The sequence below is a fragment of the Variovorax sp. DAIF25 genome (assembly GCF_050711835.1).
Lineage (GTDB): Bacteria > Pseudomonadota > Gammaproteobacteria > Burkholderiales > Burkholderiaceae_C > Variovorax.
Genome location: NZ_CP136636.1, coordinates 3367781 through 3392306, shown reverse-complemented (window position 1 = coordinate 3392306; position 24526 = coordinate 3367781). Strand labels below are relative to the sequence as shown.

25 protein-coding genes are annotated in these 24526 nt (G+C 69.9%); 6 read left to right on the top strand and 19 right to left on the bottom strand.

Annotated elements, in window-relative coordinates:
- Positions 1-86 precede the first annotated feature (86 nt).
- The 8 genes from rng to R0232_RS15785 all read right to left on the bottom strand — a co-directional run bounded on the left by rng (position 87) and on the right by R0232_RS15785 (position 7125).
- On the bottom strand, positions 87-1613 hold the full coding sequence (rng, locus tag R0232_RS15820) for a ribonuclease G (protein WP_093341590.1): 1527 nt from the start codon (positions 1611-1613) through the stop codon (positions 87-89).
- 16 nt (positions 1614-1629) lie between these two features.
- A complete protein-coding gene (locus R0232_RS15815) occupies positions 1630-2232 on the bottom strand; it encodes a Maf family protein (RefSeq protein ID WP_431512896.1) in 603 nt (200 codons plus the stop codon).
- A 97-nt stretch (positions 2233-2329) separates the two neighbouring features.
- The gene (gene rlmH, locus R0232_RS15810; RefSeq protein WP_057593347.1) at positions 2330-2797 is read right to left on the bottom strand and encodes a 23S rRNA (pseudouridine(1915)-N(3))-methyltransferase RlmH; all 468 of its coding nucleotides are present in this window, start codon (positions 2795-2797) and stop codon (positions 2330-2332) included.
- Positions 2794-3492, bottom strand: coding sequence for a ribosome silencing factor (rsfS, locus tag R0232_RS15805; RefSeq protein ID WP_208509006.1), 699 nt, complete (start codon positions 3490-3492; stop codon positions 2794-2796). The genes rlmH and rsfS overlap by 4 nt, the downstream gene beginning before the upstream one ends.
- Entirely contained in the window at positions 3492-4118 is a 627-nt protein-coding gene (nadD, locus tag R0232_RS15800) for a nicotinate (nicotinamide) nucleotide adenylyltransferase (RefSeq protein ID WP_431512699.1), read from the bottom strand. The genes rsfS and nadD overlap by 1 nt, the downstream gene beginning before the upstream one ends.
- Positions 4115-5041 (bottom strand): oxygen-dependent coproporphyrinogen oxidase, encoded by a 927-nt coding sequence (gene hemF, locus R0232_RS15795; RefSeq protein WP_296787706.1) that lies wholly within the window; start codon positions 5039-5041, stop codon positions 4115-4117. Before hemF ends, nadD begins: the two co-directional genes overlap by 4 nt.
- The gene (purD, locus tag R0232_RS15790) at positions 5041-6342 is read right to left on the bottom strand and encodes a phosphoribosylamine--glycine ligase (RefSeq protein ID WP_093341583.1); all 1302 of its coding nucleotides are present in this window, start codon (positions 6340-6342) and stop codon (positions 5041-5043) included. The genes hemF and purD overlap by 1 nt, the downstream gene beginning before the upstream one ends.
- Positions 6343-6399: 57 nt before the next feature.
- Entirely contained in the window at positions 6400-7125 is a 726-nt protein-coding gene (locus R0232_RS15785) for a YebC/PmpR family DNA-binding transcriptional regulator (RefSeq protein WP_431512698.1), read from the bottom strand.
- A 286-nt stretch (positions 7126-7411) separates the two neighbouring features.
- On the opposite strand from R0232_RS15785, the gene R0232_RS15780 reads away from it, so the two are divergent.
- Genes R0232_RS15780 through R0232_RS15770 form a run of 3 tightly spaced genes read left to right on the top strand, consistent with a single transcriptional unit; the run spans position 7412 to position 9982 of the window.
- Positions 7412-8407, top strand: coding sequence for a hypothetical protein (locus R0232_RS15780; RefSeq protein ID WP_398493237.1), 996 nt, complete (start codon positions 7412-7414; stop codon positions 8405-8407).
- 28 nt (positions 8408-8435) lie between these two features.
- Complete coding sequence (locus R0232_RS15775; RefSeq protein WP_296787701.1) at positions 8436-9239, top strand: lysophospholipid acyltransferase family protein; 804 nt, start codon at positions 8436-8438, stop codon at positions 9237-9239.
- Positions 9206-9982, top strand: a complete 777-nt coding sequence (locus R0232_RS15770; protein WP_208509009.1) for a glycosyltransferase family 2 protein — start codon at positions 9206-9208, stop codon at positions 9980-9982. Before R0232_RS15775 ends, R0232_RS15770 begins: the two co-directional genes overlap by 34 nt.
- A 13-nt stretch (positions 9983-9995) precedes the next feature.
- Here the strand turns inward: R0232_RS15770 and R0232_RS15765 are convergent, their stop codons facing one another.
- The 11 genes from R0232_RS15765 to R0232_RS15715 all read right to left on the bottom strand — a co-directional run bounded on the left by R0232_RS15765 (position 9996) and on the right by R0232_RS15715 (position 21461).
- Positions 9996-11381: an efflux transporter outer membrane subunit gene (locus R0232_RS15765; RefSeq protein ID WP_431512697.1), complete on the bottom strand. Its 1386-nt coding sequence runs from the start codon at positions 11379-11381 to the stop codon at positions 9996-9998.
- Positions 11374-13359 carry a macrolide ABC transporter ATP-binding protein/permease MacB gene (gene macB, locus R0232_RS15760; RefSeq protein WP_431512696.1) on the bottom strand — a complete coding sequence of 662 codons (1986 nt, stop codon included), beginning with the start codon at positions 13357-13359 and terminating at the stop codon, positions 11374-11376. The genes R0232_RS15765 and macB overlap by 8 nt, the downstream gene beginning before the upstream one ends.
- A complete protein-coding gene (gene macA, locus R0232_RS15755) occupies positions 13356-14522 on the bottom strand; it encodes a macrolide transporter subunit MacA (RefSeq protein WP_203205858.1) in 1167 nt (388 codons plus the stop codon). Before macA ends, macB begins: the two co-directional genes overlap by 4 nt.
- Before the next feature lie 233 nt (positions 14523-14755).
- On the bottom strand, positions 14756-15259 hold the full coding sequence (locus R0232_RS15750) for a disulfide bond formation protein B (RefSeq protein ID WP_208509013.1): 504 nt from the start codon (positions 15257-15259) through the stop codon (positions 14756-14758).
- Complete coding sequence (locus tag R0232_RS15745) at positions 15256-16356, bottom strand: sulfate/molybdate ABC transporter ATP-binding protein (protein ID WP_093341571.1); 1101 nt, start codon at positions 16354-16356, stop codon at positions 15256-15258. Before R0232_RS15745 ends, R0232_RS15750 begins: the two co-directional genes overlap by 4 nt.
- A 14-nt stretch (positions 16357-16370) precedes the next feature.
- A complete protein-coding gene (cysW, locus tag R0232_RS15740) occupies positions 16371-17264 on the bottom strand; it encodes a sulfate ABC transporter permease subunit CysW (protein ID WP_093341569.1) in 894 nt (297 codons plus the stop codon).
- 1 nt (position 17265) lies between these two features.
- On the bottom strand, positions 17266-18153 hold the full coding sequence (cysT, locus tag R0232_RS15735; protein WP_093341567.1) for a sulfate ABC transporter permease subunit CysT: 888 nt from the start codon (positions 18151-18153) through the stop codon (positions 17266-17268).
- A complete protein-coding gene (locus R0232_RS15730) occupies positions 18154-19170 on the bottom strand; it encodes a sulfate ABC transporter substrate-binding protein (RefSeq protein WP_093341565.1) in 1017 nt (338 codons plus the stop codon). It lies immediately after the preceding gene.
- Entirely contained in the window at positions 19167-19742 is a 576-nt protein-coding gene (locus tag R0232_RS15725; RefSeq protein ID WP_093341564.1) for an RBBP9/YdeN family alpha/beta hydrolase, read from the bottom strand. Before R0232_RS15725 ends, R0232_RS15730 begins: the two co-directional genes overlap by 4 nt.
- Positions 19743-19776: 34 nt before the next feature.
- Positions 19777-20418 carry a peroxiredoxin gene (locus R0232_RS15720; protein ID WP_431512695.1) on the bottom strand — a complete coding sequence of 214 codons (642 nt, stop codon included), beginning with the start codon at positions 20416-20418 and terminating at the stop codon, positions 19777-19779.
- A 128-nt stretch (positions 20419-20546) separates the two neighbouring features.
- The gene (locus tag R0232_RS15715; protein WP_296787690.1) at positions 20547-21461 is read right to left on the bottom strand and encodes a LysR family transcriptional regulator; all 915 of its coding nucleotides are present in this window, start codon (positions 21459-21461) and stop codon (positions 20547-20549) included.
- A gap of 135 nt (positions 21462-21596) precedes the next feature.
- Here R0232_RS15715 and R0232_RS15710 point away from each other — a divergent pair, with 135 nt between their 5' ends.
- The 3 genes from R0232_RS15710 (at position 21597) to R0232_RS15700 (ending at position 24522) form a co-directional block, all read left to right on the top strand.
- Positions 21597-22244, top strand: coding sequence for an FMN-dependent NADH-azoreductase (locus tag R0232_RS15710; RefSeq protein ID WP_093342420.1), 648 nt, complete (start codon positions 21597-21599; stop codon positions 22242-22244).
- Between the two features lie 134 nt (positions 22245-22378).
- Positions 22379-23788, top strand: a complete 1410-nt coding sequence (locus R0232_RS15705) for a hypothetical protein (RefSeq protein WP_431512694.1) — start codon at positions 22379-22381, stop codon at positions 23786-23788.
- Positions 23785-24522, top strand: coding sequence for a hypothetical protein (locus R0232_RS15700; protein WP_431512693.1), 738 nt, complete (start codon positions 23785-23787; stop codon positions 24520-24522). The genes R0232_RS15705 and R0232_RS15700 overlap by 4 nt, the downstream gene beginning before the upstream one ends.
- Positions 24523-24526: the final 4 nt, after the last annotated feature.

Below are 24526 nucleotides of genomic sequence, written 5' to 3'. Positions count from 1 at the left end.
CTAAAAGACAGCTTACCTACCGAAAACTCCTTACAGAACAATCACTTATACATGGCAACTGAAACGGAGTGGCACCCCGTGAGTCGTCAAAGCAGAACGATGTCGTACTGCCCCTGCCCGATCGCCGGCTCGGACTGCAGCGAGATCGGCTTGCCGATGAAGTCGCTGAGTCCGGCCAGGTGCTGGCTCTCCTCGTCGAGGAACAGCTCGATCACCTGCGGCGACGAGACGATGCGGAACTCGCGCGGCGTGAACTGCCGCGCCTCGCGCAGGATCTCGCGCATCACGTCGTAGGCCACGCTGCGCGCGGTCTTCACGATGCCCTGCCCGCCGCAGGCCACGCAGGGCTCGCACAGCATGTGGGCCAGCGATTCGCGCGTGCGCTTGCGCGTCATCTCGACCAGGCCGAGCTGCGAGAAGCCGCCGGCCGTGGTCTTCACGCGGTCGCGCGCGAGCTGCTTGCGGAACTCACCGAGCACCTGCTCGCGGTGGTCGTCGCGCGCCATGTCGATGAAGTCGACGATGATGATCCCGCCCAGGTTGCGCAGCCGCAGCTGGCGCGCGATGGCCTGCGCCGCCTCGAGGTTGGTCTTGAAGATGGTGTCGTCGAAGTTGCGCGCACCGACGAAGCCGCCGGTGTTCACGTCGATGGTGGTCAGCGCCTCGGTCTGGTCGACCACGAGGTAGCCACCCGACTTGAGATCGACCCGGCGCCCGAGCGCGCGCGCGATCTCCTCGTCGACCGAATAGAGGTCGAAGATCGGCCGCTCGCCGCGGTAGTGCTGCAGCTTGCCGGACGCCTTGGGCATGAACTCGAGGCCGAACTTCAGCAGCAGTTCGAACTGCTCGCGCGAATCGATGCGGATGGTCTGCGTGTCCTCGGTGGTGAGGTCGCGCAGCACGCGCTGCAGCAGGCTCAGGTCCTGGTGCAGCAGCGACATCGGCGGCAGCCGTGTCGAGGCCTCGCGGATGCGCGACCAGGTCTTGCGCAGGTAGGCGATGTCGTCGGCGAGCTCGGCGTCGGTCGAATCCTCGCCATTGGTGCGCAGGATGAAGCCGCCGGTGTTCTCGGGCACCACGCCGCCGCTGTCGGCCGCCGCGGCGGCCTCGATCAGCGCGAGCATGCGCGAGCGCAGCGCATCGCGCAGGTCGGCCGGGATCTTCTGCGACACGCCGATGTGGTTGTCCTGCGGCAGGAACACGAGCAGCCGGCCCGCGATGCTGATCTGCGTCGACAGCCGCGCGCCCTTGGTGCCGATCGGGTCCTTGATGACCTGCACCAGCAGCGACTGGCCCTCGAACACCTGCTTCTCGATCGGCACCATGGTGCCGCCGTTGCGGTGGTCGCGTTCGGCCGGCGCGGCGCTGGGCCGCGAGCCCGGCGTGAACGGGGCCACGATGTCGGCCACGTGCAGAAAGGCGGTGCGTTCGAGTCCGATGTCGATGAAGGCCGACTGCATGCCCGGCAGCACGCGCGAGACCTTGCCCAGGTAGATGTTGCCGACCAGTCCGCGCTCGAGCGTGCGCTCGACGTGCAGCTCCTGCACCGCGCCGTGCTCGACCACCGCCACGCGGGTCTCCTGCGGGGACCAGTTGATCAGGATGTCTTGCATGGAGTTCTCGGTTGTCTCAAGTGGGGAAACCGGCGCGCCGCAGCAGTTGCGCGGTCTCGAACATGGGGAGGCCCATGATGCCCGAATAGGAGCCGCTGATGTGCTCGACGAAGGCGGCCGCCGCGCCCTGGATGCCATAGGCGCCGGCCTTGCCCAGCGGCTCGCCGCCTTCGACGTAGCGGCGGATCTGCGCGCGGCTCATGGGCGCGAAACGCACGCGCGACGCGCTCAGCGCGGCCTGCCGACGGCGGCCCTGCTGCAGCGCCACGGCCGTCAGCACGCGGTGCGTGGTGCCCGACAGCAGCCCCAGCATGCGCTCGGCATCGCGCGCGTCCTCGGGCTTGCCGAGGATGGTGCGGCCCAGCGCCACCGTGGTATCGGCGCACAGCACGGGCGCATCGGCCAGGCCGCGGCGACGCAGGCGCGCCACGGCGGCATCGAGCTTGAGCGCCGTCACGCGCTGCACGTAGGCAGTGGGCGATTCGCCGGGCAGCACGGTCTCGAGCGCCTCGGCGTCCTCGTCGGCGGCGGCCAGCAGCAGTTCATGGCGCACGCCGAGCTGGCCGAGCAACTGGGCGCGGCGCGGGCTCTGCGAGGCGAGGTAGAGGAAGGTCGGGATGGTCGGCACGGCGGTCGTCTCTGTGAAGCGGAAGAAAAGACGGGGTCGATGGAGGAACGCGGCGAGGTTCTCGTCGCGCGGCGGCTCGACGGGCCGCTCATTCGCGGTGGTAGGGATGGCCCGCGTTGACCGACCATGCGCGGTAGAGCTGCTCCACCAGCAGCACGCGCGCCATCGCATGCGGCAGGGTCAGATCGGACAGGCGGATGCGCTCGTGGGCCGCGGCCTTGAAGGCCGGGTCGAGCCCGTCGGGGCCGCCGATCACCAGCGCGACATCGTCGCCCTCGCCCTGCCAGCTCTGCAGCCGCGCGGCCAGCGCCTTGGTGGTCAGCGCGGTGCCGCGCTCGTCGAGCACCACGATGCGCATGCCGCGCGCGATGGCGGCCTCGATGCGTTCGCGTTCGGCGGCGTAGAGGGTCTCGAGCGACTTGGAACCGCGCGGCTCGGTCTTGACCGCGCGCAGTTCGAGCTTGAGTTCGGGCGGGAAGCGCTTGGCGTAGTCGTCCCAGGCAGTCTGTGCCCAGTCGGGCATGCGCTGCCCGACTGCGACCACCAGCAGCTTCATGCGCTGCGCGAAGCGGTCTTGCGCGCGGGCGCCTTCTTCGCCGCGGGCTTGGCCGCCGGCTTCGCGCCCGTCTTGGCGGCGGCCTTCTTGGCCACCGGCTTGCCGACCACCACCACCGGGGCCTTCTTGGCCGGTGCCTTCTTCGCTGCGGTCTTGGCGCCAGTCGTCTTGCCCGCTGCCTTCCTCGGCGCGGCCTTGGCTTCCTTGGCCTCGCGCTCGGCGGCACGGATCGCGGTCTTGGCGGCGCTCGCGCGGCGCAGCGAGGTCGGCGCCTTGGCGGCCGCGGGCTTGGCTTCCTTGTCCTCGGAGGCACGGGCCGGCTTGCTCGCGCCGAGCTTCAGGCGCACGGGCTTGTCGCCCCAGATTTCCTCGAGGTGGTAATACTGGCGGATCGCCGGCTGCATGATGTGCGCGACGGCCTGTCCGCAGTCCACGATGATCCACTCGCCGTTTTCCTCGCCTTCCACGCGCGGCTTGCCGAAGCCGGCATCGCGCACCGCGTCGCGCACGCTCGCGGCCAGCGCCTTGGTCTGGCGGTTCGAGGTGCCCGAGGCCACGATCACGCGCTCGAACAGGGGCGAGAGATGCTCGGTGTCGAATACCTGGATGTCCTGCGCCTTGACGTCTTCGAGCCCATCGATGATGGCTCGCTGGAGTTTCTGGGTGTCTTTCTTGGCGGCGGCTTCAGTGGTCATCAGGCAGAGCGATAGAGGAAGTGTTGGTCAATATAGCGTGCAACCGTGGACGGAACCAGTGAGGAAATCTCCTCGCCCAGCGACGCACGCCGCCGGATGTCGGTGGCGCTGATGTCCATGGCAGGCAGTTCGAGCGCCTCGAAACGCGCGCCGGCCGGGAGGCCGGGCAGCGTATTCGGATCAAAACGGGCGGTGTCGGCCGTCGATAGTGCGCGATACGCTACAGAAATAGTAGCGACCGCGAGTATATCCTGCCAGCCGTGCCAGCTCGGCAGGGCCCGCGCCTGGTCGGCGCCCATGACCAGCACCAGCTCGGCGTCGGGCTGCGCCTGCTGCAGTTCGTGCAGGGTGTCGATGGTGTAGGTGGGGCCGTCGCGCAGCATCTCGCGCGAATCGACCACCACGCCCGGGATGTCTCCGAACGCCAGCTGCGCCATCGCGAGGCGGTCTTTCGCGGGCGTGAGTTCGCGCACCTTGTGCCAGGCATGCCCGGTCGGAAAGACATAGAGCGCCGTGAGGCCCAGTTGCTCGAGCGCCGCCCGCGCGAGCGCCACGTGGGCGCGGTGCGGCGGATCGAAGGCGCCGCCGAACACGCCGATGCGCGGCGCGTTCTTCGAAGCGTTCACGGCAGCCACGCGCGGCGCACGATGAAGTCGCTGTAGAGCGCCGCCTCGGGCGACCCCGGCTCGGGCTCGCGGCGGTAGGCCCAGCTCGCCTGCGGCGGCATCGACAGCAGGATCGATTCGGTACGGCCGCCCGACTGCAGCCCGAAGTGCGTGCCGCGGTCCCACACGAGGTTGAACTCGACGTAGCGCCCGCGCCGGTAGAGCTGGAACGCGCGCTCGCGCTCGCCCCAGGCCATGCCGCGGCGGCGTTCCACCAGCGGCAGGTAGGCCGGCAGGAAGGCGTCGCCGACCGAGCGGATCAGCGCGAAGCCGTTGTCGACGCCACCCTCGGCGAAGTCGTCGAAGAAGATGCCGCCGATGCCGCGCTGCTCGTTGCGGTGCTTGAGGAAGAAATACTCGTCGCACCAGGTCTTGAAGCGCGGGTACTTGTCCTCGCCGAAGGGCGCGAGCGCATCGCGGCAGACGGTGTGGAAATGCACCGCGTCTTCCGCGAAGCCGTAGCAGGGCGTGAGGTCCATGCCGCCGCCGAACCAGCAGACCGGCTCGCCGCCGGCCGGCAGCGCGGCCAGCATGCGCACGTTCATGTGGACGATCGGCACGTAGGGGTTGCGCGGATGGAACACCAGCGACACGCCCATCGCCTCGAAGGGCGCGCCGGCCAGCTCGGGCCGGTTCTGCGTGGCCGAGGGCGGCAGCTTGGGGCCGCGCACCTGCGAGAAGCCGCAGCCCGCGCGCTCGAACAGCTCGCCGCCTTCGAGGATGCAGGTGAGTCCGCTGCCCTGCAGCGGCTCGTCGGGCGCCTTGTGCCAGGCATCGCGCACCGCGGTACCGCCATCGGCCGCCTCGATCGCGGCGACGATGGACTGCTGCAGCCCGCGCAGATAGTCGCCGACCGCCTGGGGATCGGAGGGTTGCCGCTGCATCAACCGTTGGTGCCGTGGCTGCGCGCCTGCACGGCACGGAAGCCGATGTCGCGGCGGTACTGGGCGCCGTCGAAGCGCACCCGCGCCGCCACCTCGTAGGCGCGCTGCTGCGCGAGCTTCACGCTGTCGGCCAGCACGGTCACGCAGAGCACGCGGCCGCCGCTGGTCTGGAGCTCGCCGTCCTTGACGGTGGTGCCGGCATGGAACACCACGGCATCGGGCGCCTCGGCGGGAATGCCGTCGATGCGGTCACCCTTGCGCGGCGAGAGCGGGTAGCCGTGCGCGGCCATCACCACGCCGAGCGCGACGCGGCGGTCCCACTGCAGCTCGACCTGGTCGAGCGTGCCGTCGGTGGCGTGCCAGAACACCTCGAACAGGTCGGACTTCAGCCGCATCATGATCGGCTGGGTCTCGGGGTCGCCCATGCGGCAGTTGAACTCGAGCGTCTTGGGATGGCCCTGCGCGTCGATCATCAGGCCGGCATAGAGGAAGCCGGTGTAGGGAATGCCGTCCTTTTCCATGCCGCGGATGGTCGGCAGGATGATCTCGCGCATGGCGCGCGCATGCACCTCGGCCGTGACCACGGGCGCGGGCGAGTAGGCACCCATGCCGCCGGTATTGGGGCCCTCGTCGTTGTCGAGCAGGCGCTTGTGGTCCTGGCTGGTGGCCAGCGCGGTCACGTTCTTGCCGTCGCACAGCACGATGAAGCTGGCTTCCTCGCCCTGCAGGAACTCCTCGATCACGACACGCGCGCCGCCCTCGTTGTGCGACACGCCGAACTTGTTGTCGACCAGCATGAAGTCGACCGCGTCGTGCGCTTCCTGCGCGGTCATGGCCACCACCACGCCCTTGCCGGCGGCCAGGCCGTCGGCCTTGACCACGATCGGCGCGCCCTTGGCGTCGATGTACGCATGGGCGGCGGCGGCGTCGGTGAAGGCCTCGTACTCGGCCGTCGGGATCTTGTGGCGCTTCATGAAGGCCTTGGAGAAGGCCTTCGAGCTCTCGAGCTGGGCGGCGGCCTTGGTCGGGCCGAAGATGCGCAGGCCGTGCGCGCGGAATTCGTCGACCACGCCCGCGGCCAGCGGGGCCTCGGGGCCGACCACCGTCAGCGCGATCTTTTCCTTGAGCGCCCACTCGCGCAGCGCGGCGGGCTCGGTGATGTCGATGCTGTCGTAGCGCGGGTCGGTGACCGTTCCGCCGTTGCCGGGCGCCACGTAGATCCGGCTGACCCGGGTGGCCTGTGCCAGCCGCCATGCCAGGGCGTGTTCGCGGCCCCCTCCCCCAATCACCAGTACCTTCATTCTCGGGCCTTCATACGCTGTGTTCTTTCCATCATTGCTGCTGCCGGGTGCCGGTCCTCATTCGGACAGCGAGGCGTTGTGATAGACCTCCTGCACGTCGCCCAGGTCCTCGAGCACGTCGAGCAGCCGCTGCATCTTCGCGGCGTCCTCGCCGACGACGTCGATGGTGTTCTCGGCCCGCATCGTGACCTCGGCCACCTCGGGCTTCAGGCCCGCCGCCTCGAGCGCGTTCTTCACCGCCTCGAAGTCGCCGGGCGCGGTGATCACCTCGATGGCGCCGTCGTCGTCGGTCACGACGTCTTCCGCGCCGGCCTCGAGCGCCACTTCCATCACCTTGTCCTCGTCCGTGCCCGGGGCGAAGACGAACTGTCCGCAATGCTTGAACTGGAAGGCCACCGAGCCCTCGGTGCCCATGTTGCCGCCGTGCTTGGCGAAGGCGTGGCGCACTTCGGCCACGGTGCGCACGCGGTTGTCGGTCATGGTGTCGACGATGATCGCCGCGCCACCGATGCCGTACCCTTCGTAACGAATTTCTTCGTAATTGACGCCTTCGAGGTTGCCCGTGGCCTTGTCGATGTTGCGCTTGACGGTGTCGGCCGGCAGATTGACCGCCTTGGCCTTTTCGACCGCCAGCCGCAGGCGGGGGTTGGCGCTCAGGTCGCCGCCGCCGGCCCGGGCCGCCACCATGATTTCACGGATGGCGCGGGTCCAGAGCTTCCCTCGTTTTTCGTCCTGCCGGCCCTTCCGGTGCTGAATATTTGCCCATTTGCTGTGTCCGGCCATGGCTTTTCTCTCGCTGTCCTGTGTTTTCGAAGCAGGCTGCGAGTTTACTGTCCGGCGCGCACAACGGACCGGCGCCGCGGGCGGGCGGGCCGGTCAAACCTTTTGGTGATAATCCCTCGATGACGCCATTGCCTTTCGCCGGGTCGGGACATCCGACGCTGCCGCCCACCCGCCACGCACGCCGTGCGAGCCGGGCGGACACCCCGCAGGCAGGCCCCGATCCCCTCGCAAAGGCTTCCTGATCGTGCGCTTCCAGGGCGAAACACCCTCCTCTTCCTCGTTGCGCGTGGAGCGCCTTTCCCTCGCGGACAGCCTGGCGCTGGCCGCCGACGGACCGGCGCCCTTCGCCGCCATCGGCTACGGCACGCCCGAGCGGCTCGACTGGATGCCGCCGGTCGACGCCAGCGTGCTGTCGGAGCGCGGCGCGGTGGCCGACGTCTGGCATGCCGCCGGCCCGGCGGTCCAGACCGGCCGCACCGGCCTCGTGCGCTGGCGCGCCGACGACCATTGGCTGCTCGGCGCGATCGACCTCGACGAAAGCGTCGAGAAGCAGGGCCTGGCCGAGCTGGCGCACCGCGCCTACCGCGACCTGTTCGCCACGCTCGACCAGAGCGGCATCGCCCATCCGCTGCGGATCTGGAACTACCTGCCGCAGATCAACGGCGACGGCGGCGGGCTCGAGCGCTACCGCCAGTTCAACCTGGGCCGGCAGGACGCCTTCCTCGAAGCCGGCCGCGCCGCCTTCGAGGGCGCGCCGGCCGCCTGCGCGCTGGGCATCCACCGCGGCGCGCTGTCGGTGCGCTTCCTGGCCGGGCGCCGCGCCCCGCTGCCGATCGAGAACCCGCGCCAGGTCTCGGCCTACCGCTATCCCTCGACCTACGGGCCGCGCGCCCCCACCTTCTCGCGCGCGGCGCTGGCCGACATCGGCGACGAACGCTGCGCGCTGTTCATCTCGGGCACCGCGAGCATCGTCGGCCACGAGACCGTGCACCGCGGCGACGTGCGCGAGCAGACCCGCGAGACGCTGCGCAACCTCGAGGCCGTGGTGCATGCCGCCAACGCGCAGGGATCGGCGCGCTTCTCGGTCGCGGCGCTCGACGGCGTGGTCTACGTGCGCCACCCGGGCGATCTCGAAGCCGTGCGCGGCGTGCTCGAAGACGCGCTCGGGTCCGACGCGCCGATGGTGCGCGGCGCGGTATATCTCGAGGCCGACATCTGCCGCGGCGACCTGCTGGTCGAGATCGAAGCCCATGCCACCGCCCCCGGGCGGCGGCGGGACTGACGCTCGAACGGCAGCCCCACCTTTCCCGATGATCCTCCGCGTGCTGCGCATTCTCACGGCCGTTCCCCTGGCGCTGATGCTCTATGCGCTGCTGCTGTTCCTCGGCGTGATCTCGCTGGTCTGGAACGCCTTCGCGATGCTGATCCATCCGGTGATGCCGGTGAAGCCGGCGCGCGCGCTGGGCCGCGCCACCATCGCCTTCGCCTACCGCACCTTCTGGGGCCTGGCCTCGGTCACCGGCATGATGCGCATCGACGCGAGCTGCCTCGACGCGCTGCGCGACGAGCCCGGCGTGATCTTCGTGGCCAACCACCCGACCATGCTCGACGCGCTGCTGCTGGTGGCGCGGCTGCCGCGCAGCGCCTGCATCATGAAGGCCGAGCTGCTGCACAACATCTTCCTGGGCGCGGGCGCGCGGCTGGCGCGCTACATCAGCAACGAATCGGCGCGCACCATGGTGCGGCTGGCGGTGGCCGACCTGCGCGAAGGCGGCCAGTTGGTGATCTTTCCCGAGGGCACGCGCACCGTCACGCCGCCGCTCAATCCGTTCCGCCCCGGCGTCACGCTGATCGCCAAGCTCGCGCAGGCGCCGATCCAGACCGTGTTCATCGACACCGACTCGCCCTACCTCGGCAAGGGCTGGCCGATCTGGCGCGTGCCGCCGCTGCCGATCGTGTTCAAGCTGCGCCTGGGCCAGCGCTTCGCGCCGACGCAGGACAGCGACGTGCTGCAATCCGAGCTCGAACAATATTTCCGCCACCACCTGGAACGGCGCGCCGCCGACGCCGACTCTCCCGAATGCCAGACGCCTCGCGCACCCACCTTGTCCTGATCCCGAGCTACAACACGGGCGAGCGCCTGTTCTCCACCGTCGAGGCGGCGCTCGCGCAATGGAGCCCGGTGTGGGTGGTGGTCGACGGCAGCGACGACGGCACCGGCGAGCGGCTGCAGCGGATGGCCGCCGACCGCCCCGGCCTGCGCGTGTGGCTGCTGCCCGAGAACCAGGGCAAGGGCGCGGCGGTGCTGCACGGGCTGCGCGCGGCGCGCGATGCCGGTTTCACGCATGCGCTCACCATGGACTCCGACGGCCAGCATCCGGCGCCGCTGATCCCGGCCTTCATGCAGGCCTCGCTGGCACGGCCCGAGACCATGGTGCTGGGCCGCCCGGTGTTCGACGCCAGCGCGCCGCTGCTGCGCGTGCGCGGGCGCCGCGTCTCCAACGGCTGGACCCAGCTCGAGACGCTGTTCGCCGGCGTCGGCGATTCGCTCTACGGCTTTCGCGTCTACCCGGTGCAGGACCTGATCGCGGTGATGCAGCGCCAGCCCTGGATGCGCCGCTTCGACTTCGACACCGAGGCCGTGGTGCGGCTGGCCTGGCGCGGCGTGAAGCCGGTCAACATCGATGCGCCGGTCAAGTACCTGACGGCCGAGGAAGGCGGGGTCTCGCACTTCCGCTACGGGCGCGACAACGTGCTGCTGACCTGGATGCACACGCGGCTGATGGTGGAGTTCGTGCTGCGGCTGCCGGGCCTGCTCTGGCGCAAGCTGCGCGGCGCGCCGCCGTTCCAGGCCTGATCCACCGCGCCGGCTATTCGACGGCTCCGCCGCCGAGCGCCTTGTAGAGCGTCATCGTCGCGTTGAGCTGGTTGACCCGGTTCTGCGCCAGCGACACCTCGGCCGCGCGCCGCCGGTCCTTCGCGTCGAGCACCGGCTGCAGCGCCGTCGCCCCCGCGCGGTAGCGCACCTCCGACAGCCGCTCGGCGCGCTGCGCCAGCTCCAGCGCCACCACCAGCTTCGCGCTCTCGTCGCGCAACTGGGTGCGCGACGACAACGCGTTCTCCACTTCCGACAGCGCCGTGTACAGCGATTGCCGGAAGCCCGCCACCGCTTCCTCGTACTGGCTCTGCGACACCGCCACCGTCAGCCGCGCCGTGTTCCATTGCAGGAAGGGCAGCGCGAGGCCCGCGCCCAGCGTCGCGACCGGGTTGCGCAGCAGTTGACCCAGCGCCGTGCTCGAGGTGCCGAGCGAGCCCGTGAGGCTCAGCGCCGGATAGAAGCCGGTGCGCGTCGCGTCGACGTTGGCGAGCGCGCCGCGCAGCCGCTGCTCGGCCGCGCGCAGGTCGGGACGCCGGCCCAGCAGGCTGGCGGGCAGGCCCGCGTCGATGGCGGGCAGCGCCGCGTCGGGCAGGCTCGCGGGCTCCTCGGCCGCCACCTCGGGCGGACGGTCGAACAGGATCGCGAGCGCATTGCGCGTTTCCACGCGCTGCTGCAGCAGCTGCGTATGCGCCGCCTCCTGGCTCGCGAGGTTCTGGCCGGCCTGCGCCACATCGAGGCCCGAGACCGCGCCGGCCTCGTAGCGCGCGCGCACCAGCGCCACGATGCGCCGCGCGTCCTCCATGCCGGCCTCGCTCAGCGCGATGCGCTGGTTCAGATAGCCGGTCTGCCAGTAGAGATTGGCGGTGGTCGCGACCAGCGCCAGCGCCGTCGCCTGCCGGTCGGACTGGGTCGCCTTCAGTTCCCAGTCGGCCGCGCTGCGCACCGCCGCGAGCCGGCCCCAGAGGTCGAGCTCGTAGCTCAGCGTCACCAGCGAACTCGAACTCGAGCCCGCGACACCGCCGCGCTTGAGGTCGTAGCCGCGGCTGGTGGCAGCCTGGCCGACCACGCCGGGCGTGAGGTTGGTGTCGGCCAGGCCGGCCTGCAGCTGCGCGCGCTGCACCCGGATGCCGGCGGCCGCGAGGTCGTTGTTGACCTGCAGCGCCTGGTCGACCAGCGCATCGAGCCGCGGATCGCCGAAGGCCGACCACCACTTCGCCGGGAACACCGCCGCCGCGCTGGCCGTGCCCGGCTGCGGCTGCTGCCAGGCCGAGGGCAGCTCGAGCGGCTTCTCGGGCCGGCGCTCGGGCTGGAACGCGGTGCAGCCGGCCGCGACCAGCGCGGCCACGAGGGCCAGGGGGAACAGGCGCGCCTTACTCACGGGCCAGTGCCTCGATGGGGTCGAGCCGCGCCGCGTTGCGTGCTGGCAGGTAGCCGAACAGCACGCCGATCAGCGAGGCGCAGAAGAAGGCCGACAGCACGGCACCGAGCGAGAAGATCATCTGCCATTGCTTCACGAACAGGGAGAACAGGAAGCTGATGCCATAGGACAGCAGCACGCCGATCAGACCGCCGACCAGGCACACCAGCACGGCCTCGGTCAGGAACTGCTGCAGCACGTCGCTCTGGCGCGCGCCCACCGCCATGCGGATGCCGATCTCGCGCGTGCGCTCGGTCACCGACACCAGCATGATGTTCATCACGCCGATGCCGCCCACCACCAGCGAGATCACCGCGATCAGCGACAGCAGCAGGGTCAGCGACTGGCTGGTGCGCTCGGCCGTCTTCACGATGCTGTCCATATTGAAGGTGAAGAAGTCCTTGCCGCCGTGGCGCAGGGTCAGCAGCTTCACGATGCCGTCCTCGGCCGCCTTGGTCGGCTGCTCGTCGCGGATGCGCACCGTGATGCCGTCGAAGTGCTGCTGGCCGAACAGCCGGCTCGCCGCCGTGCTGTAGGGCAGCCAGATGTTGAGCTGCTTGTTCTCGCCGAACATGCTCTTCTTCTCCTGCGCCACGCCGATCACGGTGCACGGCAGGCTGCCGACCAGGATGATCTTGCCGAGCGGATCCACGCCCTCGGGAAACAGCTTGCGGCGCGTGTTCTGGTCGATCACCACCACCTGCGACTGGTGCCGCACGTCGTTGGCGTTGAAGGCGATGCCGCTGGCCATCTGCACGTCGCGCACCGCGAAGTAGTTGTCGCTGACGCCGTTGACGTTGCCGTTGATGTCGATGCTGCGGTAGCGCAGCCGCAGGCTGCGCATGGTGGCCGGCGTCACGCTGTGCACGAAGGGCTGCGCCGCGATCGCCTGCAGGTCGGCCGGCACCAGGGTGCGGATGCTCTGCGCCTTGTCGTCGCCGAAGTCGCGGCCCGGGTAGATGTCGAGCGTGTTGGTGCCGATGGCGCGGATGTCGGACAGCACGAAGCGCTTGGCGCCCTCCCCGATCGCCACGATCGAGACCACCGAGGTGATGCCGATCACGATGCCCAGCATGGTGAGCGCGGTGCGCATGCGGTGCGACATCATCGAGCGCCAGGCCATGCGGAAGGCCTCGGCGAAGCGCGACCAGCCGGTGCTCAGCCGGCCGCCCGTGGCGGGCCGGGTCACGGGCTGCGGTGCCTCGCCGGCACCGGTCGCTTCGGGCGCGGGCACGGTCGGCACGTTGGGCCGGTCGCCCACGATGCGGCCGTCGGCGATCTCGATGATGCGCTCGGTGCAGCTCGCCACCTGCATGTCGTGGGTCACGATGATGATGGTGTGGCCCTGCGCATGCAGCTCGCGCAGGATCGCGATCACCTCCTGGCCGCTGCGGCTGTCGAGCGCGCCCGTGGGCTCGTCGGCCAGGATCACCTGGCCGCCGTTCATCAGCGCGCGCGCGATGCTCACGCGCTGCTGCTGGCCGCCCGAGAGCTGGCTCGGCCGGTGGTCGCCGCGGTCGTCCAGGCCCAGCCGTGCGAGCAGCTGCCGCGCCCTCGCCTCGCGCGTCGCGCCGTCGGTGCCCGCGTACACCGCCGGCACCTCGACGTTGCCGGTGGCCGTCAGGTGCTGCATCAGGTGGTAGCGCTGGAAGATGAAGCCGAAGTGCTCGCGCCGCAACTCGGCCAGCGCGTCGCTGTCGAGCGTGCCCACGTCGTGGCCCGAGACCGTGTAGCTGCCGCTGCTGGGGCGGTCGAGGCAGCCCAGGATGTTCATCAGCGTCGACTTGCCCGAACCCGAGGCGCCGACGATCGCGAGCATCTCGCCGTGGCCGATGTCGAGGTTCACGTCCTCGAGCACCTGCACCCGCGTCTCGCCCGAAGGGAAGCTGCGCCCGATGCCGCGCAGCGACAGCAGGGCCTGCCGTGGCGGCTGCGTCATGGGCCCTTGCCGCGGCGCTCGCCGCCGTTGGCCTCGCCCTCGCGCGGCTCCACGGCCGAGGCGTCGCCGGTGATGACCTGGTCGCCCTCCTTCAGCCCCTCGAGCACCTGGGCCTGGAAGTTGTTGGTGATGCCGGTGCGCACCTTGCGCGTCTCGGGCGTGTGGTCGGCCTTGAGCACGCGCACCTCGTAGCGGCCTTCCTTGTCGCGGTTGCCCAGCGCGGTCAGCGGCACGGTCAGCGCCTGCTTCGCCTCGCCGAGCATGATCGCGACCTGGGCCGTCATGTCCACGCGCAGGGTGCGATCGGGGTTCGGCACGTCGAACAGCGCGTTGAAGAACACCGCGTTGTTGATCTTCTCGGGCGAGGGCTGCACCGCGCGCAGCGTGCCGTGGTAGCGCTTGTCGGGGTCGCCGAGGATGGTGAAGTAGACCGGCAGCCCGGCGCGCACGCGCACCACGTCGGCTTCGGACACCTGGGCCTTGATCGTCATCGTCGACAGGTCGGCCAGGGTCATCAGCGTGGGCACCTGGAACGACGCGACCACGGTCTGACCCTCGAGCGTCTTGATCGAGATCACGTCGCCGTCGATGGGCGCGATGATGCGGGTGTACGAGAGGTTGGTCTGGGCCGAGGACACGGCCAGGCGCTGCTGGCGGATCTGCGCGTCGAGCGACACCGCGTCGGCGCGCAGCGCGCGCAGTTCGGCGTCGGCGCTCTCCATGTCCTGCCGCGCCGAGGCGTCCTGCGCCAGCATCTCGCGCTGGCGCGCCCAGGCCAGCTCGGCCTGCTTCACGCGCACTTCCTTCGCCACCTTCTGGGCCTGCAGGTTGTCGAGCCGGGCCTGTTCCTGCGCCAGCGTGTTCTGCGAGATCGCGGGATCGATCTCGGCCAGCCAGTCGCCCTTCTTCACGGTCTGGCCCAGCGACACCTTGAGCGACTTGAGCTGGCCCGTGACCTGCGCGCCCACCTCCACCTGCCGCAGCGCCTGCAGCACGCCGGTGGCCAGCACCGCGTTCTCGAGGTCGGCGCGCTGCACCGTCGCCGTCAGGTATTCGGGTTTCTTGGCCGGCGTGAGCACGATCGCGGCCGCGATGCCGAGCACGACGAGGGCCAGGATGCCGTAGAGGAGCTTGCGCGAACGCCGGGGGGGAGTCTGGGGCATGCAGCGGGAAGGAAGTGGAACGGGCGGGGGATGCATTCGCCGGGCTCTGCGGCCGGGTCGCCATGCAAGGGGGATGGGAGCATCCTAGTCCCGCTGTCTGAAGCGTTCCTAAAGACGGAGTTCCGCGGCGGGGTTACTCCGCCCTCGCCGCCCTCATCACCGTACGGGGCGCCACAAAGACGAAAGGCGGACCCGCGGTCCGCCTTGGAAGGCCGATGCGGCGAACGCCGCGCTCAGCGCACCGGGCGCCGGCGGAACAGCAGCACCAGCAGCAGGACCGTCAGCACCGCGAAGGCGATGAAGGACCAGTTCGCCAGCGTCAGGCCGAACAGCGTCCAGTCGATCTTGGAACAGTCGCCGCCGCCGCGGAAGATCATCGGCAGCGCCCGCTTGAGCGGGAAGGTCTCGATCATGCCGTAGAGGTCGCGGCCGCACGACACCACCTCGGGCGGATACCACTGCAGCCAGCTCTGCGAGGCCGCCGTGTAGGCGCCGCCGAGGGCCGACAGCAGGGCCAGCAGGCCGCCGCCGACCTGCAGCGCGCGGCCGCGGAAAGCCCCGGCCAGCCCCGTGAACACCGCCACCAGCACCAGCGCATAGCGCTGGACGATGCACATCGGACAGGGCTCGAGCCCCACCACGTGCTGCAGGTAGAGCCCGAAGGCCAGCATGAGCACGCAGGCCAGGCAGATCAGGCCGTAAGCGCGGCGCGGCGCGCCGAAGTACCAATCGATCAAGGAGACACCCAATCCTCTTCTACGAACACCCTGGCCTTGCGTGGCGTGGCGACGACGGTGTCGCCCTCCTTCAAGCCCAGGTCACGGAACTGTTGCGCAGGGAGTTGCGCCTCGATGATGGTTCCGGAGCCCGGATTGTCTGGATTCGTGTCGACGGGTTCAAGTTCCAGCCGCGCGATCGGACCGACGACGATCGCGCGCGCCAGCGTGGCGACGATGCCGCTCGTTGCGCCCGGTACGTGGGCTGTCACCTCCAGGTCATGCGGACGGACGTAGGCCAGCGCCTTGGCGTCGCGCGCGCCGCTGTGCTCGGGCGAATCGAGGCGCACGTCGCCCAGCTGCACCGAGCCGTTGTCGGCGCGGCCGTGGAACAGGTTCACGTCGCCGAGGAAGCCGTAGACGAAGGGGCTCGCGGGCTGGTCCCAGACCTCCTGCGGCGAGCCGACCTGCTCGATGTGGCCCTTGTTGATGACCACCACGCGGTCGGCCACTTCCAGCGCCTCTTCCTGGTCGTGGGTGACGAAGATCGAGGTGACATGCAGCTCGTCGTGCAGCCGGCGCAGCCAGCGGCGCAGTTCCTTGCGCACCTTGGCGTCGAGCGCGCCGAAGGGCTCGTCGAGCAGCAGCACCTTGGGCTCGACCGCGAGTGCGCGGGCCAGCGCGATGCGCTGGCGCTGGCCGCCCGAGAGCTGCGGCGGATAGCGGTCGGCCAGCCAGTCGAGCTGCACGAGCTTGAGCAGCTCGGTCACCTTGGCCTTGATCTGGGCTTCGCTCGGGCGCTCCTTGCGCGGCTTCACGCGCAGGCCGAAGGCCACGTTCTCGAACACGGTCATGTGGCGGAACAGCGCGTAGTGCTGGAACACGAAGCCGACCTGGCGCTCACGCACGTGCACGTCGGTGGTGTCCTCGCCCGAGAACAGGATGCTGCCGGCGTCGGCCGTTTCCAGCCCGGCGATGATGCGCAGCAGCGTGGTCTTGCCGCAGCCCGAGGGGCCGAGCAGCGCGACGAGCTCGCCCGATTCGACGTTCAGGTTGACGTCGTTCAAGGCCCGGAAGGTGCCGAACTGCTTGCTGATGTTGCGGATTTCGATGCTCATGAAATTCTTTCTTCCTAGGCCGCCGTCGGCCGTTCCGGCGGCAGCTCGGCGATCGCCTTCATCTCGCGCTCATGGCGCCATTCGATCACCGACTTGATCACCAGCGTCACCAGCGCCAGGATCGCCAGCAGCGAGGCCACCGCGAAGGCGGCCACCGACTGGTATTCGTTGTAGAGCACTTCCACGTGCAGCGGCATGGTGTTGGTCTGGCCGCGGATGTGGCCCGAGACCACCGACACCGCGCCGAACTCGCCCATGGCGCGCGCATTGCACAGGATCACCCCGTACAGCAGGCCCCACTTGATGTTGGGCAGCGTCACGCGCCAGAAGGTCTGCCAGCCGTTCGCGCCGAGCACGATCGCGGCCTGTTCCTCGTCGGTGCCCTGCGCCTGCATCAGCGGGATCAGCTCGCGCGCGATGAACGGGAAGGTCACGAACACGGTGGCCAGCACGATGCCGGGCACGGCGAAGATGATCTTGATGTCGTGCGCGGCCAGCCACGGGCCGAACCAGCCCTGGGCGCCGAACACCAGCACGTAGATCAGGCCCGCCACCACCGGCGACACCGCGAACGGCAGGTCGATCAGCGTGGTGAGGAAGGCCTTGCCGCGGAACTCGAACTTGGCGATGGCCCAGGCCGCGGCCACGCCGAACACCAGGTTCAGCGGCACCGCGATGGCGGCCGTGATCAGCGTCAGGCGGATCGCGCTCCAGGCATCGGGTTCCTTGAGCGCCTCGAGGTAGGCGTTGAGGCCCTTGCGCAGTGCCTCGGTGGCCACGGCCGCCAGCGGCAGCACGAGGAACAGGAACATGAAGACCAGCGCGAGGCCGATCAGCAGCCAGCGGACCCAGGCGGCTTCGGTGGTGCCGGCCTGGGTGCGGCGGATGACTTTGGACGGTGCGCTCATCTCAACCTCCTGCCCGGCGACGCTGCCATGCCTGCAGGCCGTTGATGACCAGCAGCAGCAGGAACGAGATCACCAGCATCACCAGCGCGACCGCCGTGGCGCCCGCGTAGTCGTACTGCTCGAGCTTGCCGATGATGATCAGCGGCGTGATCTCCGAGATCATCGGCATGTTGCCGGCGATGAAGATCACCGAGCCGTACTCGCCGATCGCGCGCGCGAAGGCCATGGCGAAGCCCGTGAGCAGCGCCGGCGCGATCGAGGGGAAGATCACCTTGGTGAAGGTCTGCAGCCGCGTCGCGCCCAGCGAGGTGGCGGCCTCCTCGAGTTCCTTCTCGGCGTCTTCGAGCACCGGCTGCACCGTGCGCACCACGAAGGGCAGCCCGATGAAGATCAGCGCGATCACCACGCCCGCGGGCGTGAACGCGAGCTTGATGCCGTGCGGCTCGAGGTACTGCCCGACCCAGCCGTTGCCGGCCAGCAGCGCGGTCAGCGAGATGCCGGCCACGGCCGTGGGCAGCGCGAACGGCAGGTCGACCAGCGCATCGACGATGCGCTTGCCCGGGAACTTGTAGCGCACCAGCACCCAGGCCACGAGCAGCCCGAACACCAGGTTCACCAGCGCCGCGAGCAGCGAGGCGCCGAAGGTCAGCCGGTACGAGGCCAGCACGCGCGGCGCGGTCACGGCGACCCAGAACTGGTCCCAGTTCAGCGTGAAGGTCTTGAAGACCAGCGCCGACAGCGGGATCAGCACGATCAGGCAGAGGTAGAAGACCGCGAAGCCCAGCGTCATCGAGAAGCCGGGCAGCACGCGCTTGGCGCCACCGCCGCCGACCGCACGCGAAAACGGCGCTGCCGGTGAGGACAGCGCCGAGGAGGTTGCCCCGCTCATTTACCGGGCGCCGGGCGTGTAGAGCTTGTCGAACTGGCCGCCGTCGTTGAAGTGCACCTTCTGCGCTTCGCCGAGGCTGCCGAACAGTTCCTGCACCGTGAACAGCTGCAGCGGCTTGAAGGTCGCGGCGTACTTCTTGAGCACGGTCTGCGAACGCGGGCGCAGCGCGTGCTTGGCGGCGATTTCCTGCGCTTCTTCGGAATAGAGCCAGTCGAGGTAGGCCTTGGCGAGTTCGCCGGTGCCCTTCTTGGCGACCGTGCGCTCGACCACGGCCACCGGGTTCTCGGCCACGATGCTGATCGACGGATAGACCGAGTCGACCTTGCCGGTGCCGAATTCGCGGTCGATCGAGACCACTTCGGATTCGAAGGTGATCAGCGCGTCGCCGATGTTGCGTTGCAGGAAGGCGGTGGTGGCATCGCGGCCGCCGCGCGCCAGCACCGGCGTGTTCTTGAACAGCTTGCCGACGAACTCGGCCGCCTGGGCGTCGGTGCCGCCCTTCTTCTTGACGTAGCCCCAGGCCGCCAGGTAGGCGTAGCGGCCGTTGCCGCCGGTCTTGGGGTTGACGATCACGACCTGCACGCCGGGCTTGACCAGGTCGTCCCAGTCCTTGATGCCCTTGGGATTGCCGTTGCGCACCAGGAACAGCATGGTCGAGGTGGTCGGCGATGCGTTCTCGGGGAATTTCTTGGTCCAGTCCTTGGCGACCACGCCGGCGTTGGCCAGGAAGTCGATGTCGGTCGAGGTGTTCATGGTCACCACGTCGGCATCGAGGCCGTCGGCCACCGCGCGCGCCTGGGCGCTGGAGCCGCCGTGCGACTGGTCGATCTTGACGTCCTTGCCGGTGGCCTTCTTGTAGTGCGCCGTGAAGGCCGCGTTGTAGTCCTTGTAGAACTCGCGCGCCACGTCGTACGAGGCGTTCAGCAGGCCGGTGCCCTGGGCCAGGGCGCTGCTGCCGACGAGTGCGGAGGACGCCAGCGCGAGCACGGCGGCGAAGGTCTTGATTCTGGAAGTCATGTGGTTGCCAAGGTTTCTGAAAAATCACGGCCCGCCGCCCAGGGGGCGGGCTCGTCGGTCAGCGACTGGAGCAGGGCCAGGCCGAGCGGCCATTCCCCGTGCCCCGAGTCGACGTTGATGTGGCCCGCATTCTGCATGCGAACGAACTCGCTGCCCCAGGCGCGCGAGTATGCGCCGGCCAGGCGGATCGGGCAGTACGGGTCGTTGCTGCTGGCCACCACGATGCTGCGGTACGGCAGCGCCGCGTAGGGCACGGGCGCGAAGTCCGACAGCACGGCACGGCGTTCCGGATCGGCCGGCGCCACCAGCAGCGCGCCCTGGATCCGGGCCGCGGCCTCCGCCGGCAGGTGCGCCGTGGCGATGCAGCCCAGGCTGTGCGCCGCGATCACCACCGGCTGCGGCGATTCGAGCACCAGCCGCGCCAGCGTCGACACCCAGGCCTCGCGCCGCGGCGAGGCCCAGTCGTCCTGCTGCACGCGCGCGGCACCCGGAATGCGCTCCTGCCACAGGCTCTGCCAGTGGCCGGGGCCGGAGTCGCGCCAGCCGGGAACGATGACGATGCGGGTCTGCATGCGAAGGTGGTGGGCCTGGGCCGATGCCGCCGGCTTACTTGTTCGGCTGCGGCGTCAGGCGCAGGTAGGGACGCACCGCCTTGTAGCCCTTGGGGAAGCGCTGGGCGATCTCGGCCGGGTCCTGCAGGCTCGGGATGATGACCACGTCGTCGCCGTCCTTCCAGTTCACGGGCGTCGCCACCTTGTGGCTGTCGGTGAGCTGCAGCGAGTCGATCACGCGCAGGATCTCGTCGAAGTTGCGGCCGGTCGAGGCCGGGTAGGTGATGATGGTGCGGATCGTCTTCTTCGGATCGATGATGAACACGCTGCGCACCGTGGCCGTGGCCGAGGCGTTCGGGTGGATCAGGTCGTAGAGGTCCGACACCTTGCGGTCGGCGTCGGCCACGATCGGGAAGTTGACCGTGGTGTTCTGCGTGTCGTTGATGTCGCCGATCCATTCCTTGTGCTTGTCGGCCGGGTCCACGCTCAGCGCGATCGGCTTCACGCCGCGCTTCTGGAACTCGCCCGACAGGGCCGCCGTCTTGCCGAGCTCGGTGGTGCACACGGGCGTGAAGTCGGCCGGGTGCGAGAAGAACACGACCCACGAATCGCCGGCCCATTCATGGAATCTGATCGGGCCTTCGCTGGAATCCTGGGTGAAATCGGGGGCGCTGTCGCCGAGACGGAGGGTTGCCATGGTCGTTCCTTGGATGGAATGGAAGACCTGGATTGTCCGAACCCCGCCAAGGATGCCAAACGAATATCTGATTGTTTGGTTATGACGTTTTTTGCATATCGACCCGGTCCGGGGCCTCGAAATCGCCGTCAGAACATGCGGTGCGCCCCGTGTTCCAGGTGCTCGACCAGGAAGTCGATCAGCCGCCGCACCGCCGGCACCAGCGCGCGTCGCGCCGGAAACACCATGTGCGCGACCACCGGCGTCGGCCCCCAGTCGCACAGCACCCGGGTCAGCCGCCCTTCGTTGAGGTCGGCGCGGCACATGTAGTCGGGCAGCAGGGTCGCGCCCACGCCGCCGAGCACCGCGTACTGCAGGGTGGCGAGGTCGTCGGCCACGTAGCGCGGCGTGTGGGCATGCACGTGGATCCGGCCCTTGGGGCCCTCGAGCCGCCATTCGCTGCGGCCTTCCCCGTTGACCGACATCGCCGCGGTCGGCAGCTTCGCGAGATCCTCCGGCCCCTCGATCGGCCCCAGCCGCCGCACCAGCTCGGGCGTTGCCACCAGCACGCCGCGGCTGGTGCCGAAGGTGCGCGCCACCAGGGTCGCGCTGTCCTCGATCTGCGGCCGCACGCGCAGCGCGATGTCGATGCCCTCCTCGATCAGGTCGACCGGCCGGTTGATCACCCGCATGTCGATGCGCACCGCCGGATAGCGCTCGAGGAAGCTCGGCAGCACCTGCGCCAGCCCGCTGTGCGAGATCGTGACCGGGCAGCTGAGCCGCACCAGGCCGCTGGGCTCGGTCTGCACCTGCGCCACGGCCTCGGAGGCGGCGCGCGCCGCGTCGCGCACCGAGGCCGCGTGGCGCAGGTAGATCTCGCCAGCCGGCGTGAGCGACAGCCGCCGCGTGCTGCGCTGCATCAGCTGCACGCCGAGCTGCTCCTCGAGCTCGGCCACGCGCCGCGACAGCCGCGACTTCGGAATGCCCAGCGCCCGGCTCGCGGCCGCGAAGCCGCCGCGCTCGGCCACTTCGGCGAAGAACACCATGTCGTTGAGGTCCTGCATGGCTCTACTGTCCTGTTTTTGAAACGATGTGGCTTATTTTTACCTACTTATCACTCACTCGCACCAAAAATAGAATTCTGACCACGCCGGCCACCTTTGAGCGCCGACATCGAAAGAAAGAAAGCGATCAACATCATGAAGCTGCTTCACGTCGACTCCAGCATCCTCAGCGGCAACTCGGCCTCGCGCCTGCTCACCGCCGAAACCGTGGCCGCCTGGCGCGCCGCTCATCCCGACACCACGGTCGAGTACCTCGACCTCGCGGTCGACACCCCCTCCCACTTCAGCGCCGACGCGCTCGGCATCAAGACCGGCGTGCAGGCCCAGCCCACCGAAGCCCAGCAGCGCGAGAACGCGCTGTCCGAAAAGCTGGTGAGCCAGTTCCTCGCCGCCGACGTGGTGGTCGTGGGCGCCCCGCTCTACAACTTCACCATCCCGAGCCAGCTCAAGGCCTGGATCGACCGCCTCGCGCAGGCCGGCCGCACCTTCAAGTACACCGACAAGGGCCCGGTCGGCCTGGCCGGCGGCAAGACCGTGATCGTGGCCTCGAGCCGCGGCGGCATCTACTCGACCACCGAAGGCGGCCAGGCCACCGAGCACCAGGAGAGCTACCTCAAGGTGATCTTCGGCTTCTTCGGCATCACCGACGTGCGCTTCGTGCGTGCCGAAGGCCTCGGCATGGGCGACGCGGTCAAGAACGCCGCGCTGGCTTCGGCCCGCAGCGACATCGGCACGGCGACCGCCGAAGCCGCCAACCAGAGCGTCGCGGCCCTCGCGGCCTGATGACGGCGCGCCGTTCGCGGCGCACCCCGACGACAAGCCGGCCGACGTGCCGGCTTTTTTCATGGGCGACATCACGGCTGACATAGGCGCTTCGGCCAATGGCTGGCGCGCGGCGCGCTCGCCAGAATCGCCGCATGCCCGCAGCCCGCCTTCCGGCTTCCCGCATCCCTCTTCTTCCCGCGACCGAACCCATGGCGGCGGTCGCGCTGCTGGCGCTGTGCTTCTCCGCCTGGGCCGCCGGGCTGGCCGGCGGCTTCCAGTACGACGACCTGCCCAACATCGTGCTCGACCCGGCCACGGCCGGCGGCGAGGCCCTGCGCGAGCGGCTCGCCAACGGCTTCCGGCCGCTGCTGCGGCTGAGCTACGTCGCCGACCATGCGCTGTGGGGCTTCGACGGCACCGGCTTCCTGGCCACCAACCTCGCGCTGCACGCGGCCACGGTGCTCGCCGTGTGGCGGCTCGCCCTCGGCCGGCTGGCCGATCCGCTGGCCGCCTTCCTGGCCGCCGCGCTGTTCGCGCTGCAGCCCGCGCACGCGGCGGTGGTGAGCTTCGCGAGCGGGCGCTCCACCGGACTGATGACGCTGGGGCTGGTGCTGGCGCTGCTGGCCCATGAACATGCGTGGCGCGAGGGCCTGGTCCGCACGCGCCGCACCGTCTTTGAAGCGCTGTCGCTCGTCGCCTTCGCGCTCGCGGTGTCGGCCAAGGAAGTGGCGCTGGTCTATCCGCTGCTGCTGATCGTGTGGGAGTCCACCCGACCCGGCGCCACGGCCGGCCGCATCGCGCGGCGCGTGGCCGGGCCCACGTTCGCCACGCTCGCCGGTGCCGCGCTGCTCTGGGCTTTCGGCCCCCGGCTGCGCGAACTGGCCGGCTACTCGCTCGCGCTGGCCGATCCGCTCGAGGCCCTGGCCCGGCATGCCGCCGCGCTGCCGCTGTCGCTCGCGCTGTGGCTGCGGCCCTGGGCGCTGTCGGTCGAGCATCCGGCGCCAGGCGCGGGCGCGGTGCTGCCGGGCGCGCTCGCGCTCGCGGGCCTGCTGCTCGCCGCGCTCGCATTGCGCCGGCGCTGGCCGCTCGCGACCTTGGCGCTGCTGTGGCCGCTGGCCATGCTCGCGCCGACCCACACGCTGATCGCGCGGCTCGACTGGATCGTGGAAAAGCCGCTGTACCCCGCGTGGATCGGCCCGGCACTGGCGCTGGGCGCCCTGCTCGCGACCTGGCTGCGCCGGCCCGGCCGCGCAGTTCCGGGACTCGTCCTGCTGGCGGCACTCGCGGCCACCTGCGCCTGGCGCGCCGCCATCTGGGCCGACCCGGCCGCGCTCTGGCGCGAGGCCACCGAACGCGCGCCGCTGTCGGCCCGCGCCTGGCACAACCGCGCGCTGGCCGAATCCGCCGCGGGCCGCGATGCCGAGGCAGGCCGCAGCGTCGAGACCGCCCTGGCCCTCGATGCCGACGCGCCGCGCACCCAGGCACTGGCGCTCGCGATCTCGCTGGCGGCCGACGACGACGCGCCGTCCCCCTCCCTTCCCTCCAGGAGCCCCTCACCGTGAAGCTGCTTCCACGCCCCTCGCGCGCGCTGGCCGCGCTGGCGCTCGCGCTCGGCTGCGCCGCCGCCCAGGCCGCGCCCGACTGCGACCGCTGCCAGGACCTGCCGCGGCTGTACCGCGAAATGCTCGAACAGGAATTCCTGCGCGCCAAGTTCCAGACCTGGATCTCCCAGGCCTACTACCCCCTGAGCATCGATGCGATGCAGACACAGGCCACCAGCGCGCTCACCGCGGCCATGCAAGGCAACCTGTACGGCGTGCTCGCGCCACCGGCCAGCGACGCCGGCACGGCCGGGGCCGCGGCGCCCTCCTTCGGCACGGTGATCAGCGGCGGCAGCTGCCAGCTGGTGGAGTACGTTCCGCGCCCGGGCCAGTCGCCGACCACGCGGCCGGTGACCGAACAGCAGATCCGGCAGAAGCTGTGCAAGCCGCTGGCCGAATTCACCATCGAGCACGAGAACACGCACATCAAGGCCTGTGCTGCCGCCTACAAGGCCGGCGACAAGTCGGTCGAGTCGGTCGAATGGTTCGTGCAGAGCGACGCCAAGGCCTACGACGCCGGCGTGCGGGTGCTGCGCGACGCCATCGCGGCGCTGGCGCGCAAATGCCAGTGGGCCGGCTCGACCAACGTGCGCAAGCCCGACAACAGCATGGTGGTGCCGACACCCGAGGAGATCGTCACCCTGACGAAGAACGTCAAGGCCAAGGGCAACGCGATGCGCCGCGCCACCCAGTGAGCCC